The organism is Micromonospora sp. NBC_01740 (assembly GCF_035920365.1).
GTDB classification, from domain to species: domain Bacteria; phylum Actinomycetota; class Actinomycetes; order Mycobacteriales; family Micromonosporaceae; genus Micromonospora; species Micromonospora reichwaldensis.
This window is the reverse complement of record NZ_CP109150.1, coordinates 1,728,396-1,744,517: the sequence shown is the minus strand read 5'-3', so window position 1 is coordinate 1,744,517 and position 16,122 is coordinate 1,728,396. Positions and strand designations below refer to the sequence as shown.

The window sequence follows — 16,122 nt, the reverse complement described above, 5'->3', positions numbered from 1 at the left end:
GGCCGTGCGCCGAGCAGACCCCACCCCGGTACGCCGGGCGGCCACCGTCGCCCGGCGTACCGCCCTGGCTGCCGCCCGGCGGCTCGTGGCCGGCGGGGTCGACCGGGGGGCCAACCCGGTCGAGCTGGCGGTGGTGATGCCGGTGATCCTGCTACTGCTCTTCGCCTCGATCCAGGCAGCGGCCTGGTTCGTCGCCCGCTCCACCGCGCTCAACGCCGCGCAGAGCGCGGTCAACGCGCAGCGGCTGCACCAGGCGCCGCCCGGGGCCGGTGAGGCGCGGGCCGTCCGGTTCCTGAAAGCCTCGGGCGGCTGGCTGGTCGGCTGGAAGGATCCCGCACCGAGCTGCGAGACCACCGCGACCGAGGTGACCTGCACGGTGCGCGGGCGGTCCCTGTCGGTCGTACCCGGGGTCACCTTCCCGGTGCACCAGTCCGCGCACGGGACCGTGGAACGGTGGACCGCGCCGTGAGCCGTACCGCCGAGCGGGGCTCGGTCTCGATCGAGGTGGCGGTGCTCGCCCCGGCGTTCATCGCCCTGATCGTGCTGGCCGGCGTCGCCGGGCGTACCGCCGTGGCGGCCGAGGCGATCGACGCCGCCGCCCACGACGCCGCCCGCGCCGCCTCGATCTCCCGGGACGCCCGCACCGCCCGCGCCGAGGCCCGGGACGCGGCCCGCCGGCAGCTCGACTGGCGCGGCCTGAACTGCGCCGGCACTCCCGAGGTGACGTTCAGCGGCGCGGTACGCGGCGCCCCCACCAGCTTCGACGCGGCGTTCCGCAGCCCGGCCGGGCAGGACGCCTCGGTCACCGTCCGGGTCGCCTGCACCGTCTCCTACGGGGACCTGCACCTGTCCGTCCTGCCGGGGATGCCCGCCGGCAAGCGCGTGTCGGCGAACTTCACGTCGCCGCTGGACCGCTACCGGAGCCGGGGATGACCGCCGTGGCCGGTCGGCACGACCAGGGCCGGGTCAGCATCTTCCTCGCGGTGGCGATGGTCGGCGTCCTCTCCGTCATCGGCCTGGCCTTCGACGGCGCGGGTCAGCTGCGCACGTTGCAGCGGGCCGACAACCTCGCGGCCGAGGCCGCCCGCGCCGGCGGCCAGGCCATCGACCGGGCCACCGCCATCGAGGGCGGGCCGACCCGGATCGACCGCCCCCAGGCCCGCCGGGCCGTCGCCGGTTACCTCGCCGCCGCCGGCGCCGCCGGCCACACCGTCAGCTTCCCGGTCGTCGACGGGGAGACCCGGGTCCGGGTACGCGTCACCGTCACGCACCGCAGATCCATGCTCGGCCTGCTCGGCTTCGACGAGACCGTCACCGTCTCCGGTGAGGCGACCGCGCGGCCGCTCACCGGGGCACCGTAGGAAGGGAAGGCAGCCATGGCCGCATCGGGGCGTTCCGTCGTACGGCGGACCGGACGCATCCTGACCGGGTTCGGCGCGCTCGTCGTGCTCTGCGCGGTGCTGGTCGGCGCGCCGGTGGCGCTGCTCGCCCTCGCCGGCAACCCGCTGCCCGACCACCTGCCCAGCGTCGCGGAGATCGGTTCGACGCTGACCAGCCGGGACGACGGGCGGCTCTTCCTGCGGGCGCTGGCGCTGGCCGGCTGGTTCGGCTGGGCCACGTTCGCCTTCTCCGTCCTGGTCGAACTCTGCGCGCAGGCGCTGCGCCGGCCGGCGCCCCGACTGCCGGGGATGAGTCGCCAGCAACGGGCCGCCGCCGCGCTGGTCGGTTCGGTCGCGCTGGTCCTCGCGGCCAGCCCGGCGGCGAGTGCGGCGGCGGCGGTCGCCGGCCCGTACGCCCTGCCGGCGGCACCGCCCGCAGCCGCGCGGACGGTTGCGGAGGCCGCCTGGCCGGGTCCGGCCGCGCACACCTGGTCCACCCCGGTCGCCTCGTCCGCTCCCGTGACCTCATCCGCCTCGGACGACGGTGTGGCGGTCTACCGGGTGGCCCGGGGCGACCACCTGGGCGCGGTCGCCCAGCGCTACCTGGACGAATTCGCCGACTACCGGGAGTTGGCCGAGCTGAACCGGCTCGGCGACCCCGACCGGATCCACCCGGGTCAGCTGTTGAGGCTGCCCGGGGACGCAGAGGACCGGGGTGCCCGCCGGCACGCGACCGGCCGCCTCGTCGCCCGCCCGACCCCACCCGCGCCCGCCCGGCCGGCCCCGCAGCCGGCACCTGGGAAGGTCGCTCCCGAGCGGGCCACGCCGCCCCCGCCGGCTGCCGAGGCCCCGGTGCCGCCCCCGGCGGAGAGGGACGCCGGTCAGGCCCCGACGGTGACGGTGGGCGCCGCCCGCGCCGGCGAGCCCGACCGGGTGAACCGGCCCCTCGCGGTCTCCGCCGTCCTGGCGGTGGCGAGCATCGTCGGCGCGCAGATCGGCGCGGTCCTGGGCCTGCGCCGCCGCCCGGCCCACGTACCGGCCGGCGCGGCCCGGACCACGGCCGCCGCCCGTCGGGGCAGCACCGCGCGCGGCACCACCACGGCCAGGCGCGGCACGGGTCACCGGGACATCCGCACCACCCCACGCGGCAGCGCGATCGGAGTCGACCGGGGCACGGGGACCGGTACCCACGACAGCGTTCCGACCGGCCACGGCCGGACCCGTGCGGATTCGTCCCACGACACGGCGATCGGCCGCCACCGCCGCCCCTGACTCCCGGGGGCCGAGAGGCCGCCGGGCGCCGGTCAGGGCAGACGGGTCTCCAGGACGCCGTCGACGACGCGGGTCGGCAGGATCTGCTGGTCGTTGCCGGAGGGGCCGTGCACGACCTCGCCGCCGTTGAGGCGGAACGCGCTGCCGTGCCACGGGCAGACCACGCAGTCGTGCCCGTCGATCTCGCGCACCTCGCCCTCGCCCAGCGGGCCGCTCTGGTGCGGGCAGCGCTCCAGCATCACGGTGACCTCGTCGCCGTGCCGGTAGAGGATCACCGAGACGTCGTCGACGTCCCGGGTGATCAGCGTGCGCTCCGGCAGGGCAGCCATGTCCGCGATCGAGTGCCAGCCGTCGCTCATCCGGTGCAGCTCGGAGATGCTCTGGTTGACCTGCGCGCCCTGCTTGTACGCCAGGTGCCCGCCGAGGTAGGCCCCCATGCTGGCGGCGCCGAGCCCGAGGAAGCCGAGCGTACGGCCGAGGTTGTGCCGACCGGTCATCCGGGCGGCCACCGAGCCGGCGTAGAACGCCAGGCCGACGCTGTTGGACGCGGCGTGCACCAGGCCGATCCGGCGCTGGTCACGAGCCAGTGCCGCCCAGTCGTTGAGGCCGGTGACCGCAGCCGGGAGGGCACTGACGGTGCCCACCGCGCACAGCGTGGCGGCGGCCCGGCGCTGCCCCGGCATCAGGTCCAGCACCGCCGTGCTGATCCACGCGCCCACCGGCACCTGCACCATCGCCGGGTGCAGCGGATGGCCCAGCCAGACGCCGTGCAGCAGGTCGCGGACCCGCTGCGGTCGGAGGGTGGCCTGGACGGCACGCTGCAACCGGTCGCCGACCCGGTCCAGACCGGATGCCTGCTCGATCTTCGTCAAGAGTGCTCGCACCCGTACCGACTTCCCGGCAGGAGCCCCCGCAAACCGGTCGGCGGTGACGGATCCGCAGCGGTACGTGGTCGCGCCCCCACCGGCCCGTAACGGGACGTCCCCACCGAGGTCGGCGGGCGTGGAAATCCGGTCGCGGGCCGCACCGTCCACGACCACTGTGGTCCGGGTGTACGCACTCTCCTCCCGCCCGCTGCCGGCCGGTCGACCGGCGAGCCGACTGAGCGTCGCGCTGGGGCAGCCCCGGGCCGTGCCGCCCCCGCTGCTGATGCTGCTGGGCATGCTCTCCACCCAGGTCGGGGCGGCCGTCGCCAAGCAGCTCTTCGGCAGCGCCAGCGCCGGCGGCACCACCACGCTGCGGCTCGGCTTCGCCGCGCTCATCCTGCTGGTCCTGGTCCGGCCGGGGCTGCGCCTGGGCTGGCGTACCGCCGGTCTGGTCGGGGCGTTCGGGCTGGCCCTGGCGGTCATGAACCTCGCCTTCTACGCGGCCCTGCACCGGGTGCCGCTGGGCGTCGCGGTCACCATCGGCTTCGCCGGGCCGCTGCTGGTGTCGCTCGCCGGCAGCCGCCGGCTCGCCGACGTGGCGTGGGCGGCGCTGGCCGGCGGCGGCGTGCTGCTGATCAGCGGGCTCGGCGGGACGGGGATGGACCGGCTGGGGCTGCTGTGCTGCGTGGCCGTCGCGGTCGGCTGGGCCGGCTACGTGCTGCTCGGCAAGGCGGTCAGCGCCCGGGTGCCGGGCAGCCGGGGCCTCGCGCTGGGGATGGCCGTCGCCGCGCTGGCCGTGCTGCCGTTCGGGGTCGCCGGCAGCGGTGCGGCGCTGCTCGACCCGTGGACCCTCGCGCTGGGCGCGGCGGTGGCGCTGCTGTCGTCGGTGCTGCCGTACTCGGCGGAGATGGCGGCGCTGCGCCGGATGCCGGCCCGGGTCTTCGCGGTCCTGCTCAGCCTGGAGCCGGCGATCGGGGCGCTGGTCGGGCTGGTTCTGCTCGGCGAGCTGCTGGCCTGGCCGCAGGCGGCGGGGGTGGCCTGCGTGGTCGGCGCCGCGCTGGGCGCCACCCTGGTCCGCCGGGAGCGGCCCGCCGCGCCCTGACGCCTGGCGCCGCCGGCACCGCCGGGGGCATGCTGTCGGCATGGGCGTACGCGTCGAACGCGCCGCGGCGGTGACCACGGTGATCCTGGACCGCCCGGCGGCCCGCAACGCGGTCGACGGGCCGATGGCACGGGCGCTGGCCGACGCGTTCCGCGCCTTCGAGGCCGACCCCGACGCGGCGGTGGCCGTGCTCTGGGGTGCCGGCGGCACGTTCTGCGCCGGGGCCGACCTGAAGGCCATCGCCACCCCGAGCGGCAACCGGGTCGAGGCGCAGGGGGACGGCCCGATGGGTCCGACCCGGATGACGCTCAGCAAGCCGGTGATCGCCGCGATCTCCGGTCACGCGGTGGCCGGCGGGCTGGAGCTGGCGCTCTGGTGCGACCTGCGGGTCGCCGAAGCCGACGCGGTGCTCGGGGTTTTCTGCCGCCGCTGGGGGGTGCCGCTGATCGACGGGGGCACGGTCCGGCTGCCCCGGCTGATCGGCGAGAGCCGGGCGATGGACCTGATCCTCACGGGGCGGCCGGTGCCGGCCGAGGAGGCGTACGCCATGGGCCTGGTCAACCGGCTGGTCGCGCCGGGTGAGTCCCGGGCGGCGGCCGAGCGGCTGGCCGCCGAGATCGCCCGGCACCCGCAGACCTGCCTGCGCAACGACCGGGCGGCGCTGCTCGCCGGCGCCGGCCGGCCCGAGCCGGAGGCCATGGCGGGCGAACTGGCGTACGGGATGGCCTCGCTGGCCGCCGACGCGGCGGCCGGGGCGGCCCGGTTCGCCGCCGGCGCCGGTCGGCACGGCGACCCGGCCGACTGACCGGGCGGGACATCTCGACGGGCCGGGCGGTGCCGCCACTCGGTGTCGAGTGGCCGCACCGCCCGGTGGACCGGCCGCCGCCCGGGCGACCGGGGTGGGTCAGTTGCGGTTGATGGTGAACGTCGTGGTGGTGTTCTGGATGTCCACCGCGTTGTTGCTCAGCCGCAGGTTGTTGAAGGTGACCGACCCGACGGCCGGGCCCTGCCCCGTCTCCGGCATCGGGTTGGCCCAGATGCCGAAGCCGGACTTCGCGTCGTACGCGTCACCGCTCTTGCGGGCTCCGCTGATGGAGACGTTGGTGAAGACCGTGTCGGTGACCGGGAACTGCGGCTGCCCGCCGACGTAGTTGGTCTGGAACATGATGCCGCTGTAGGTCGGATCGACGATGTCGACGTCGCTGACCCGGATGCCCTGGAACACCTTCGAGGCGGAGAAGACCCAGATCGCCGGGAAGGTCTGCGCGCCCCAGAAGTGCCCACCGGCCCGGACGATCGAGATGTTCTCGAACCGGGTGGGCGGGCTCGCCCCGAAGCCGTTCATCGGGTAGCCGAAGTCGAGCGAGCTGATGGTGATGCCGGAGTAGACGAGCGTGTCCGCGATGTAGATGTTGCGGAACGTGTTGCCGTAGCCGCCGTAGACGGCGACACCGGCGGCCCGCCAGGTCAGCGTCGAGGTCAGGTTCTCGTAGACGTTGTCCTTCATGTCGGCGCCGCCCGCGTCGATCGCCGAGAACAGCGCGAAGCTGTCGTCGCCGGTGGCCCGGGCGTCGTTGTTGCTGACCAGGTTGTTGGTGCTCCCGTTGGTCATGTTGATGCCGTCGGCGAACATGTTCCGGATCCGGGAGTTCTTGATCGTCATGTGGTCGGTGTTCGCGCCCCAGTAGAGGCACACCATGTGCTCGTTCCAGATGTTGTCGATCACGATGTTCGACACGTTGGAGAAGTCGAACACCTTGCCCGGCCCGTCGATCCGCGAGGTGTAGTTGCCGAAGTAGGCGAAGTTCGCGAACGACGATCCGGCCGCCGAGTTCTCGGCCCGGAAGCCGATGTCGGTGTTGTCCTGGCCGGAGGGCGCGTTGAACCGGGTGTACCAGGGGCCGGCGCCGGTCACCTTGACCGCCTTGCCGTACACCTGGAACTTCGACGCGGTGGAGTAGTTGCCGGCGGGCAGGTACACCCCGACGAGGTTGCCGGTGGTGTCCATCCGCACCCGGTCCAGGGCGTTCTGCACGTCGGAGTGGGTGAAGCCGGTCGGCGTGGCGTAGCGCGCCGGGTCCGGGTTCGCGATCGGCGCCACCTGCTCGGTGTTGATGAAGTCGATCGCGTACGTGGTGGTGTTGGCCGGGTCCTTCTGGAGACGGATCCGGCTGCCCGCCGGCACGGTCGAGTTGAGCATGACGTTGGCCTCGTCGTAGATGTGCCGCGGTCCGCCCGCGCTCGGCGAGTTGCCCGGGCTGGCCTCGTTGCCGTAGAGCCAGGCGTACCGGGACGTCAGGTCGATGGCCTTGTGGAACGCGCCGTTGACGTAGACGTTCAGCGTCGAGTTGATCCCGCCGCCGCCCGGGGCGTCCGGGATGGAGAAGCGGGTGACCAGGGTGTTGGTGCTGGCCCGGGTGGTCCACTCGACGTAGCTGCCGGTCGAGTTGAGGGTCACCGCCCGCCGGCCGGACGCCTCACCGGCGAGGTCGCCGACGGTCCGGTTCGGCCCGACGACGCTGGCGCCGCCGCCGACCACGCCGTCCTCGGCCTCGTACATGTCGTACGGCATGTTGGCGCCGCGCCCCACGAAGAGCGCCCGGTCGCTGGTGTTGTTGCCCTGCTTGACCGGCAGCTCGTTGCCGTCGGCCGCGAGCACCACCCGGACGGTGTACTTGCCGTTCGCGGCCGTCCAGGTGCCCAGGTTGACCGGGCCGACGGTGGCCCCGGCGTTGATCACCCCGGAGTACGAGCCGGTCAGCGTACGCACGACCGTGCCCGCCTCGTTGAGCACGGTGAGCGTGATGCCGTGCGCGCCCGACGCGGAGGCCACGCTGCCGGCGTTGCGGATCGACACCGAGAAGGTGACCGTGTTGCCGGCCGCCGGGGTGCCCGGCGACCAGGCGACCGCGGCGGCGACCAGGTCGGAGCTGGCGACCGGGCTGACCACCAGCGGACTCGGGTTGGTGTAGCTGTTGTTGGTGTCGTCCTGCTCGACGACGGTGTTCGACTCGTCGACCTTCGCGCTCAGCGGATAGCTGCCCGCGTCCCGGTTGCCGATGTTGGCGGTGACCGTGGCCGAGGCGCCGGCCGCCAGGCCGCCGACCGGCGCGGTGCCCACCCGGTTGGTGCCGAGGTAGAAGTTGACGTTGGTGGCGCCGGAGGCCGCCGAGCCGGCGTTGCGGACGGTGGCCGAGAGCGTGACGGTGCTCGTCTCCACGGGCGCGGACGGGCTGAACGACATGCCGGTCACGGTCAGGTCCGGGTTCGGCGCCGGGGTGCCGATGACCTGGAACTCGGCGATCTGACCGGCCGGGGCGCCGGTGTTCGAGGCGATCGAGAGCCGCACGTCGGCCGCCGCGCCGGAGACCGGGATGGTCACCGTGTTGCCGCTGGCCGGGCTGAAGGCGTAGTTCGCCGCGCCGACCAGGGTGGTGAAGGTCGAGGAGCCCTGGTCCCGCCCGAGGACGGTGATGTTCTGGGTACGCGCCCCCCAGGCGGAGTCGGGGTTCAGCTTCAGCACGACCTGGCTGAGGCTGGCGTTGGCGCCGAGCTGCACGGTCAGCGTGCTCGGGTTGCCGCTGCCCTCCCAGTAGGTGGCCACGTTGTTGTCGTTGGCGTTGGTGGCCACGAACGTGTGCACGTGCCCGGAGGCGGTGATCGGCTTGCCGACCGCCAGGTTGGTGCCGACCGGCGGGTTGCCGGTGCCGGTCCGGGTCACGGTGTTGCTGTTCGCCGACTGGTTGCCGGCGGCGTCCCTGGCCCGGACGTGGTACGAGACCGTGGCGCTGTTCGGCTGGCTGTCGGTGTACGTCAGCGTGGAGCCGTTGACGCTGCCGCGCAGCGCGCCGTTGGCGTACACGTCGTAGCCGGTGACCCCGACGTTGTCCGTGGACGCGGACCAGGTGAGCCGGATCTGCCCGCTGGCGGGCTGGGTGTACGCGAGGTTGCCCGGGACGCTGGGGGCCTGGGTGTCGGGGTTGCCGGCGGCGCCGTAGACCTCGACCTCGGAGAGTTGGGCGGCCGGCCAGCCGGTGTTGCCGGTGACCTGCACCCGCACGTACCGGGTGCTGGTCGCGGTGAAGCTGACGGTGACGGTGTTGCCCGTGGCCGGGTTGAAGGTGTGGCCGCCGGACGCCTTCAGGGTGGTGAACGACGAGCCGTTGGTGGAGCCGAGCACCGACAGCGTCTGGGTGCGGGTCTGCCAGTCCGACGAGGGCGGCAGCTTGAGCACCACCCGGTCGACGGTGACGGTGGCGCCGAGGTCGGCCTGGATCCACTGCGGGAACGCGTTGTTGGCGCTCTCCCAGTAGGTGGCCGCGTTGCCGTCGTTGGCGTTGCTCGCCACGTAGTTCTGGTTGTGGCTGCTGGCGGTCATGGTCGCGGAGAGCCCGGCGAGCAGGGCGGCGCGGGCGGCGGTCGCGGCCGGGTCCGCCGGTGGCGCGGCGGCGGCCGGGGTGACGGCCGGGACGGCGGTGAGGAGCAGCCCGGCGAGCACGCCGGCGAGCAGCCGCCGGTTGGCCGGGCGGGTCGACCGGGGGACGGGACGGGGCGCGCCGGCCGGCGCGGTCCCGGGTCTGGTGCCGTTTCTGGACATGGGTCGCTACACCTCTTTCGGGGGTGGGGTGCGGGTGCGTTGCCCGGTGACGGGCGCAGGGGTACGCCCGTCGTGCCGCGACAGGTGGGGGACGGTGCGGGGTGGAGGTCGGGGCGGCGCTGCGTCGGGCCGCCCGGGACCGGGACGGCCCCCGCCGGGACGGGCGGGGGCCATCGGGCTAGCTGGAGTGGACCTCGAACTCGCTGAGCTGGCCGGCGGGCCAGCTGCTGTTGCCGGTGAACGTCAGCCGCAGGTACCGCTGGCTGGTCGCCGCGAAGGTCACGGTGACCGTGTTGCCGCTGGCCGGGTTGAAGGTGTGGCCTGCGGACGCCTTCAGGGTGGTGAACGACGAGCCGTTGGTGGAGCCGAGCACCGACAGCGTCTGGGTGCGGGTCTGCCAGGCCGAGGACGGCGGGAGCTTCAGCACGACCCGGGACACCGTCCGGTTGGCGCCCAGGTCCACCGTCAGCGACTGCGGGAAGGCGTTGTTGGCGCTCTCCCAGTAGGTGTTCGGGTTGCCGTCGACCGCGTTGGCCGCCACGTACACGTCGGCGTGGCTGGTCGCCGCGGCCGGTCGACCGAGCGCCAGGTTCCCGGCCGGGGGCGGGGTCGTCGGCGGCGGGGTCGTCGGAGGCGGCGTGGTGCCGCCGCCGTACACCTCGAACTCGGAGAGCTGCGCCGCCGGCCAGCCCGTGTTGCCGGTGACGGTCAGCCGGACGAACCGGCGCTCGCCGGCCGGCACGCTGATCGACACCGTGTTGCCGCCGGCCGGGTCGAACGTGCGCCCGGCCGACCCGGCGAGGGTGGCCCACGAGGAGCCGTCGGTCGAGCCGAGCACCGACAGCGTCTGGGTCCGGCTCTCCCAGCCGGCGGGCAGCTTCAGCACCACCCGGTCGACGGTGCGCGCCGCGCCCAGGTCGACGGTCAGCGACTGCGGGAACGCGTTGTTGGCGCTCTCCCAGTAGCTGGCCGCGTTGCCGTCCACCGTGTTCGTCGCGACGTAGTTCTGGTTGGCGCTCGTCGCGGTCACGGGCCGCCCCTGCGCCAGGTTCCCGCCGGTCGGGGGCGGGGTGGTCGGCGGGGGCGTGGTGGGCGGCGGGGTGGTCGGGGGCGCGGTGGTCGGCGGCGTCGTCGGGGGCGGGCTGGTGGGGCCGCCGCCCCACTGCGGCTCGGGCCACGGCCCGCAGTACGGCGTCGACGTGTACCAGCCGGAGTTGCCGGTGCCCTGGGTGATCTGGAAGCCGCTGCCGACGCAGTTGTGCATCGGGTTGGACTGGGCGATCCCGGTGGCCCGCACGTTCGTGAACGACACCTGGCTGGGCGCCTGCACCTGGAGGGCGTACGTGCCCGCGCCGTCGATCCGTACGTTGTTGAAGCTGATCCCGCTGGACTGCCCCTCGATCCAGTGCAGCGCCGCGTACGAGCTGTCCAGGATGTCGGTGTCGGTGACGTTGACCGCCGCGCCCTGGATGGGCTCGTTGAGCGCGGAGAACCAGATGGCGCCGACGCCGAAGCGCCAGTTGTAGTCCGAGTTGCCGTTGCGGATCAGCGTGTTCCGGGCGACGGTGATCGTCCCGGAGACGGCGGTCGGGCCGGTCACGCCCGGGTAGCGGTTGGCGACGTGGATGCCGCCACCGTTGGTGACCGAGTCGGCGGTGACGTTGTCGGTGATCTTGATGTCCCGCCCGCCGTAGGTCACCAGGTGGTTGGCGAGGATCGTCACGCCGATCGTGTTGCGGGTGAAGGAGTTGTTCACGTTCGGCACGCTCTGCGCCCACATGGCGAGGGCGTCGTCACCCGTGTTGCGTACGAACGTGTTGGTCACCGTGGAGTTGGTGACGCCCCAGTGGAAGTTCACCCCGTCGGCGGTCTGGTCGAGGATCCGGCTGTTGCGGATGGTGAAGTTGTCCATCGGGCCGTCCATCCAGGCCCCGACCTTGGTGTGCTGCATCCAGACGTTGTCGACCACCGAATTCGACATCGCCCCGCCGATGGCGTTGACCTGGTCGTCGTCGATCCGCTCCCGGATGTCGCCGATGATGGCGAAGTCGCGCAGCGTGACGTTGCGGCTGGGTCCGCCGGCCTCGTGCGGCCGGATCTCACCGCTGTAGCCGCCGCCGGGGACGTACTTGCCGTAGATGCCGGCGGCCCGCTTGCGGTCGGTCGGGTGCCGCCCGCCGAGCACCGAGTACCACGGTCCCGCCCCGCGCAGCGTCACCCCGTCGACGACGACGTGGTCCCAGAGGGTGAACGTGCCGGTCGGGATCCAGACGGCCCGGCCCTGGGCCTTGCCGGCGTCCACCGCCGCCTGGAACTTCGCGGTGGAGTCGGTCGCCCCGGTCGGGTCGGCGCCGAAGTCGGTGACCACGTCGAGCGCGCCGGACGGTTTGGCGATCGGGGCGCCCACCAGCTCGAAGTCGGCCAGGTCGATGGTGAAGGTCGGCGACTGGGCGGTCGAGGAGACCTGGAGGCGGATCTTGCTGCCGGCCGGGTACGTGGTCCCGAACATGGCCCGGGTCTCGTCGTAGAAGTGGTGCGGGTTGGTGTCGCCCGGGTTGTTGTTGAACGGGTAACCGCCGTAGTACCAGCCGTACCGCGAGGTCACCGGCACCGCCTTGACCAGGGTGCCGTTGGCCCGCAGGTCGATGCTGGCGTCCCGGCCGGTGCCGGCGGCGTTGTCCGGCAGGCTGTAGCGGAAGGTCACCGCGTTGGCGGGCGCGGTGAGGGTGAACTCGACGTACTCGCCGACGGCGTCGAGGGTGACCGCCTCCCGGCCGGACGCCTCGGACGGCAGCGTGCCGTAGCGGCGGTCCGGGCCGATCCTCGTGCCGGTGTGCGCGACCTCCTCCGCCTCCTGCTCGACGAACGGGACGGTGGCGCCCCGCCCCGGGATGTCGAACGGCGAGAGCCCCGCCGCCTGGGCGGGGGTGGCGGTGCTGGTCAACGCGATGACGGTGAGCGAGGTCGCGGTGAGGGCGAGGCCGGCGAGGGCGGCGATACCCGCCCGGGTCCTGGTTCCGGGGGGCGCGTGCGGGGTGGCGGTGGTGTGGTCGGGCATCGGCGAACTTCTCCCTGTCGTCGGTGGTCCCCCCGTGCGGTACAACGTGGCGCTGGAGCTGCGTACCTCCTTCCCGGGTGCGGGTGCGGGTGCGGGTGCCGCGGTGCCGACGGCCGGGACGGGCCGCCGGCACCGCGCGGGTGGTCAGACCGTTTCGGGTCCGGCCGGGTCTTCTTCGGCGGTGCGCAGCCAGACGGCGGTGTCCGGCGGAAGCAGGTCGTCGTCGAGCGGCCCGCTGGCGAGCAGCCGCCCGGTGTGGGGCGGCAGCGGCACCGCGACGTCCGAGAGGTTGACCAGGCAGGTGAAGCCGGGCCGACGGTGGTAGGCGAGCACGTCGTCCGGGGCGGGCAGCCAGCTCATCGTCCCGTCGCCGAGCGCCGGCTCGGCCCGCCGGATCCGGATCGCCGCCCGGTACAGCTCGAGCATCGAGGACGCGTCGCCGGTCTGCGCCCGGACCGTCTGGTCCTTCCACCCGGCCGGCTGGGGCAGCCAGGGGGCGGTGGCGCCGTCCGGACTGAACCCGAACGGCGGCTCGTCGCCGGCCCAGGGCAGCGGCACCCGGCAGCCGTCCCGGCCGGGGTCGATCCGGCCGGAGCGTTCCCACATCGGATCCTGGCGCAGCGCGAACGGGATGTCCTCGACCTCCCAGAGGCCCAGCTCCTCGCCCTGGTAGACGTAGGCGGCGCCGGGCAACGACAGCGACAGCAGCACGGCGGCCCGGGCCCGGCGGGTGCCCAGCTCCAGGTCGGTGGGGATGCCCTCGCGCTTCGCGGCGAAGCTGAACGTGGTGTCCTCCCGCCCGTAGCGGGTGACGTGCCGGGTGACGTCGTGGTTGGAGAGCACCCAGGTGGCGGGCGCGCCGACCGGCGCGTGCGCGCTCAGCGTGCCGTCGATGCTGTCGCGCAACGCCGTGGCGTCCCAGGCGCAGCCCAGGAAGTCGAAGTTGAACGCGGCGTGCAACTCGTCCGGGCGCAGGTAGTTGGCGAAGCGCTGCCGGTCCGGCATCCACACCTCACCGATCAGCGCCCGGTCGCCCGGGTACTCGTCGGCGACCCGCCGCCAGGCGCGGTAGATCTCGTGCACGCCGTCCAGGTCGCGGAACGGGTGTGGCCGGTCCGGCAGGGTCTCGGGCAGCGTCCCGTCCTTGACCAGCAGCCCGGCCGAGTCGATCCGGATGCCGTCCACCCCCCGGTCGAACCAGAACCGCAGGATGTCCTCGAACTCCGCCCGCACCCTGGGGTGGTCCCAGTTGAAGTCGGGCTGCTCGGCGGTGAACAGGTGCAGGTACCAGTCGCCGGGGGTGCCGTCCGGGTTGGTGGTCCGGGTCCACGTCTCGCCACCGAACTCGCCGACCCAGTCGGTGGGCCGTTGGTCGCCGTTCGGGCCCCGGCCGGGCCGGAACCAGAACAGCTCCCGCTCGGGCGCGTCCGGCCCACCGGCGAGGGCCGCCTGGAACCAGGGGTGCGCGTCGGAGCAGTGGTTCGGCACCACGTCGACGATGGTCCTCATGCCGAGCGCGTGGGCCTCGGCGATCAACGCCTCGGCCTCGGCCAGGGTGCCGAAGACCGGGTCGATGTCGCGGTAGTCGGAGACGTCGTAGCCGGCGTCGGCCATCGGGGAGGGGTACCAGGGACTGAACCAGATCGCGTCGATGCCGAGCGCGGCCAGGTGATCCAGCCGGGACCGGATGCCGGCGATGTCGCCTATGCCGTCGCCGTCACCGTCGGCGAAGCTACGTGGGTACACCTGGTAGATCACCGCTCCACGCCACCACGGACTGTTGTCTGCTGTGGACACGGACACCTGCTTTCTGCGTCGGCACGTCGGCGTTGTCGCCGGACCTGAATGTGTGTCGGGCGAACGGTCGTTGGTCGCCGACGGGGTTTCGGTGGTGGTGATGCGTCGGTGCGCCGGCCCTATCCCTTGAGGCTCCCGGTGGTCAGGCCGGACATGATGTTGCGCTGGAAGATCAGGAAGACGATGACGGTCGGGATCGCGGCGATGACCGAGGCGGCGACCACCACGTTCATGGGCGTACCACCCGAGAAGGCGTAGATGCCGACGCTGACCGTCCGGGTCTCGGGTGACGGCATGACCAGCTTCGGCCAGAGGAAGTCCTTCCAGACCGCGGTCACGGCGAAGATCGAGACCACGCCGAGGATGGGGCGGGACATCGGCAGGACGATCGACCAGAGCGTGCGCAGCGGGGTCGCCCCGTCCATGAGGGCCGCCGCCATCAGCTCCTCCGGGATCGAGTCGAAGAACCGTTTCAGGAGGAAGATGTTGAACGCGTTCGCGACCAGGGGCAGCCAGATCGCGAACGGCGAGTCGAGCAGGTTGACGTGCAGGATCGGCAGGTCGATCACGGTCACGTACTGCGGGACGATGAGGACCATCGCGGGGATCATCAGCGTCGCCAGCATCAGGCCGAGGATCACGTTGCCGAAGATCGGCCGGAGCTTCGACAGGGAGTACGCCGCGGCGGTGTCGAGGACGAGTTGGAACAGCACCGCGCCGGTCGCGTAGTAGAACGTGTTGAACAGCAGCTTGGCGAGATCCAGGTTTTGCCACGCGTCGACGTAGTTCTGCCACTGGGGATCCTGCGGGAACAGCGACGGCGGGGTCTGCGCGATCTCCTGGCCGGACTTGAGCGCGCCGGTGACCATCCAGTAGAGGGGCCCGAGGAAGACGAGCGTGAAGCCCGTCACGACGACGGCGAGCAGCGCCCAGTAGATCACCCTGCCGCGTCCCCGCCTGAGCTGGGCGGGGGAGACGAGTGTCCGGGTCCCGGAGTCCTGTGCCATTCCGCGTCCGTCCTAGTCCTGTTTCGCAGTCAGCCGCACGTAGACGGCGGAGAAGCCGGCCAGCACCACGAGCATGATCACGCCGAGCGCGGCGGCGCCGTTGAGATCGTTCTGGAAGAAGCCGTGCTGGTAGATGAGGTACGCGACCGAGGTCGCCGAGTCCTCCGCGCCCGCGCCGTTGGCGAGGATCAGCGGCTCGATGAAGAGCTGCATGGTGGCGACGATCTGAAGCATCGCCAGGAGCGCGAGGATCAGCCGGGTCTGCGGGACGGTCACGTGCAGGATCCGCCGCCAGATCCCGGCCCCGTCCAGCTCGGCCGCCTCGTAGAGTTCGCCGGGGATGTTCTGCAACGCCGCCAGGTAGATCAGCACCGCGCTGCCCATGTTCATCCAGGTCGACGCCAGCACCATCGCGGGCATCGTCATCTCGGGGGACTGCATCCACTGCGACGTCGGCAGGTGCAGCGCCTTGAGGATCGCGTTGAGGAGTCCCGCGTCGCTGGGGTCGTACGCGTAGAACTTGAACAGGAAGAGCGCCGAGGCCGGCGGCAGCATGACCGGCAGGTAGACCAGGATCCGCAGGTACCCCTTGGCGTGGCGGAACTCGTTGAGCAGGATCGCCACGAAGAACGGCACCACGTAGCCGAGGACGAGCGCGAGGACCGTGAAGTAGAAGGTGTTCTTCCAGGCGGTCCAGAAGCTCGGGTCGTCGAGGATGCGGGCGTAGTTGTCCCAGCCCACCCAGGTGGTCTCGCCGCGCCGGGTGCGCTGGAAGCTCATCACGATGCCGCGGATCATCGGGTACCAGGAGAAGACCACGAAGCAGAGCACCGCACCGATCAGGAACGCGTGGCCGGTGAGGTTGTCCCGCACCTTGCGGCCGAGGCTCGTACGCTGTGGCCCGACCGGGGACGGCGACGCGGGACGACCCGTGTCTCTGGTGGTCCCCGGGGCGGAGAGGATCGCCAAGGCAACTCCTGGTGAGTCGGTGACCGGACGGGCGGTGCGGACGGGGTGGGGGCCGGCGCACCGGCCCCCACCGTC

General features: G+C 72.8%; 12 protein-coding genes. 6 read left to right on the top strand and 6 right to left on the bottom strand.

What is annotated here, in order from left to right; all coding sequences use genetic code 11:
* Positions 1-4: 4 nt before the first annotated feature.
* The 4 genes from OG989_RS08375 to OG989_RS08360 are packed head-to-tail and all read left to right on the top strand — an operon-like array spanning position 5 to position 2,651.
* Positions 5-469, top strand: coding sequence for a TadE/TadG family type IV pilus assembly protein (locus tag OG989_RS08375; protein ID WP_442791913.1), 465 nt, complete (start codon positions 5-7; stop codon positions 467-469).
* A complete protein-coding gene (locus tag OG989_RS08370; protein ID WP_151456964.1) occupies positions 454-933 on the top strand; it encodes a TadE/TadG family type IV pilus assembly protein in 480 nt (159 codons plus the stop codon). Before OG989_RS08375 ends, OG989_RS08370 begins: the two co-directional genes overlap by 16 nt.
* The gene (locus tag OG989_RS08365) at positions 930-1,361 is read left to right on the top strand and encodes a pilus assembly protein TadG-related protein (protein ID WP_151456963.1); all 432 of its coding nucleotides are present in this window, start codon (positions 930-932) and stop codon (positions 1,359-1,361) included. The genes OG989_RS08370 and OG989_RS08365 overlap by 4 nt, the downstream gene beginning before the upstream one ends.
* Before the next feature lie 15 nt (positions 1,362-1,376).
* Complete coding sequence (locus OG989_RS08360; RefSeq protein WP_327030178.1) at positions 1,377-2,651, top strand: LysM peptidoglycan-binding domain-containing protein; 1,275 nt, start codon at positions 1,377-1,379, stop codon at positions 2,649-2,651.
* Between the two features lie 32 nt (positions 2,652-2,683).
* Here the strand turns inward: OG989_RS08360 and OG989_RS08355 are convergent, their stop codons facing one another.
* Entirely contained in the window at positions 2,684-3,535 is an 852-nt protein-coding gene (locus OG989_RS08355) for a Rieske 2Fe-2S domain-containing protein (protein ID WP_151457166.1), read from the bottom strand.
* A 166-nt stretch (positions 3,536-3,701) separates the two neighbouring features.
* On the opposite strand from OG989_RS08355, the gene OG989_RS08350 reads away from it, so the two are divergent.
* A complete protein-coding gene (locus OG989_RS08350; protein WP_327030177.1) occupies positions 3,702-4,619 on the top strand; it encodes an EamA family transporter in 918 nt (305 codons plus the stop codon).
* 40 nt (positions 4,620-4,659) lie between these two features.
* Positions 4,660-5,424 carry a crotonase/enoyl-CoA hydratase family protein gene (locus OG989_RS08345; protein ID WP_327030176.1) on the top strand — a complete coding sequence of 255 codons (765 nt, stop codon included), beginning with the start codon at positions 4,660-4,662 and terminating at the stop codon, positions 5,422-5,424.
* A 99-nt stretch (positions 5,425-5,523) separates the two neighbouring features.
* Here OG989_RS08345 and OG989_RS08340 read toward each other — a convergent pair whose 3' ends face one another.
* The 5 genes from OG989_RS08340 to OG989_RS08320 all read right to left on the bottom strand — a co-directional run bounded on the left by OG989_RS08340 (position 5,524) and on the right by OG989_RS08320 (position 16,047).
* Positions 5,524-9,216, bottom strand: a complete 3,693-nt coding sequence (locus OG989_RS08340) for a discoidin domain-containing protein (protein ID WP_327030175.1) — start codon at positions 9,214-9,216, stop codon at positions 5,524-5,526.
* A gap of 178 nt (positions 9,217-9,394) precedes the next feature.
* A complete protein-coding gene (locus OG989_RS08335; RefSeq protein ID WP_327030174.1) occupies positions 9,395-12,274 on the bottom strand; it encodes a galactose-binding domain-containing protein in 2,880 nt (959 codons plus the stop codon).
* A gap of 144 nt (positions 12,275-12,418) precedes the next feature.
* Positions 12,419-14,071, bottom strand: a complete 1,653-nt coding sequence (locus OG989_RS08330) for a glycoside hydrolase family 13 protein (protein ID WP_151457108.1) — start codon at positions 14,069-14,071, stop codon at positions 12,419-12,421.
* Positions 14,072-14,190: 119 nt separating this feature from the next.
* Positions 14,191-15,078 (bottom strand): carbohydrate ABC transporter permease, encoded by an 888-nt coding sequence (locus OG989_RS08325; RefSeq protein WP_327030173.1) that lies wholly within the window; start codon positions 15,076-15,078, stop codon positions 14,191-14,193.
* A gap of 12 nt (positions 15,079-15,090) precedes the next feature.
* Positions 15,091-16,047 (bottom strand): carbohydrate ABC transporter permease, encoded by a 957-nt coding sequence (locus tag OG989_RS08320; protein ID WP_327030172.1) that lies wholly within the window; start codon positions 16,045-16,047, stop codon positions 15,091-15,093.
* Between the last annotated feature and the right edge of the window lie 75 nt (positions 16,048-16,122).

Bases quoted from the DNA above. Each gene is read 5' to 3' on its own strand.
- OG989_RS08365 (WP_151456963.1), top strand. From the start codon at position 930: ATGACCGCCGTGGCCGGTCGGCACGACCAGGGCCGGGTCAGCATCTTC.
- OG989_RS08360 (WP_327030178.1), top strand. From the start codon at position 1,377: ATGGCCGCATCGGGGCGTTCCGTCGTACGGCGGACCGGACGCATCCTG.
- OG989_RS08345 (WP_327030176.1), top strand. From the start codon at position 4,660: ATGGGCGTACGCGTCGAACGCGCCGCGGCGGTGACCACGGTGATCCTG.
- OG989_RS08340 (WP_327030175.1), bottom strand. From the start codon at position 9,216: ATGTCCAGAAACGGCACCAGACCCGGGACCGCGCCGGCCGGCGCGCCC.
- OG989_RS08335 (WP_327030174.1), bottom strand. From the start codon at position 12,274: ATGCCCGACCACACCACCGCCACCCCGCACGCGCCCCCCGGAACCAGG.
- OG989_RS08325 (WP_327030173.1), bottom strand. From the start codon at position 15,078: ATGGCACAGGACTCCGGGACCCGGACACTCGTCTCCCCCGCCCAGCTC.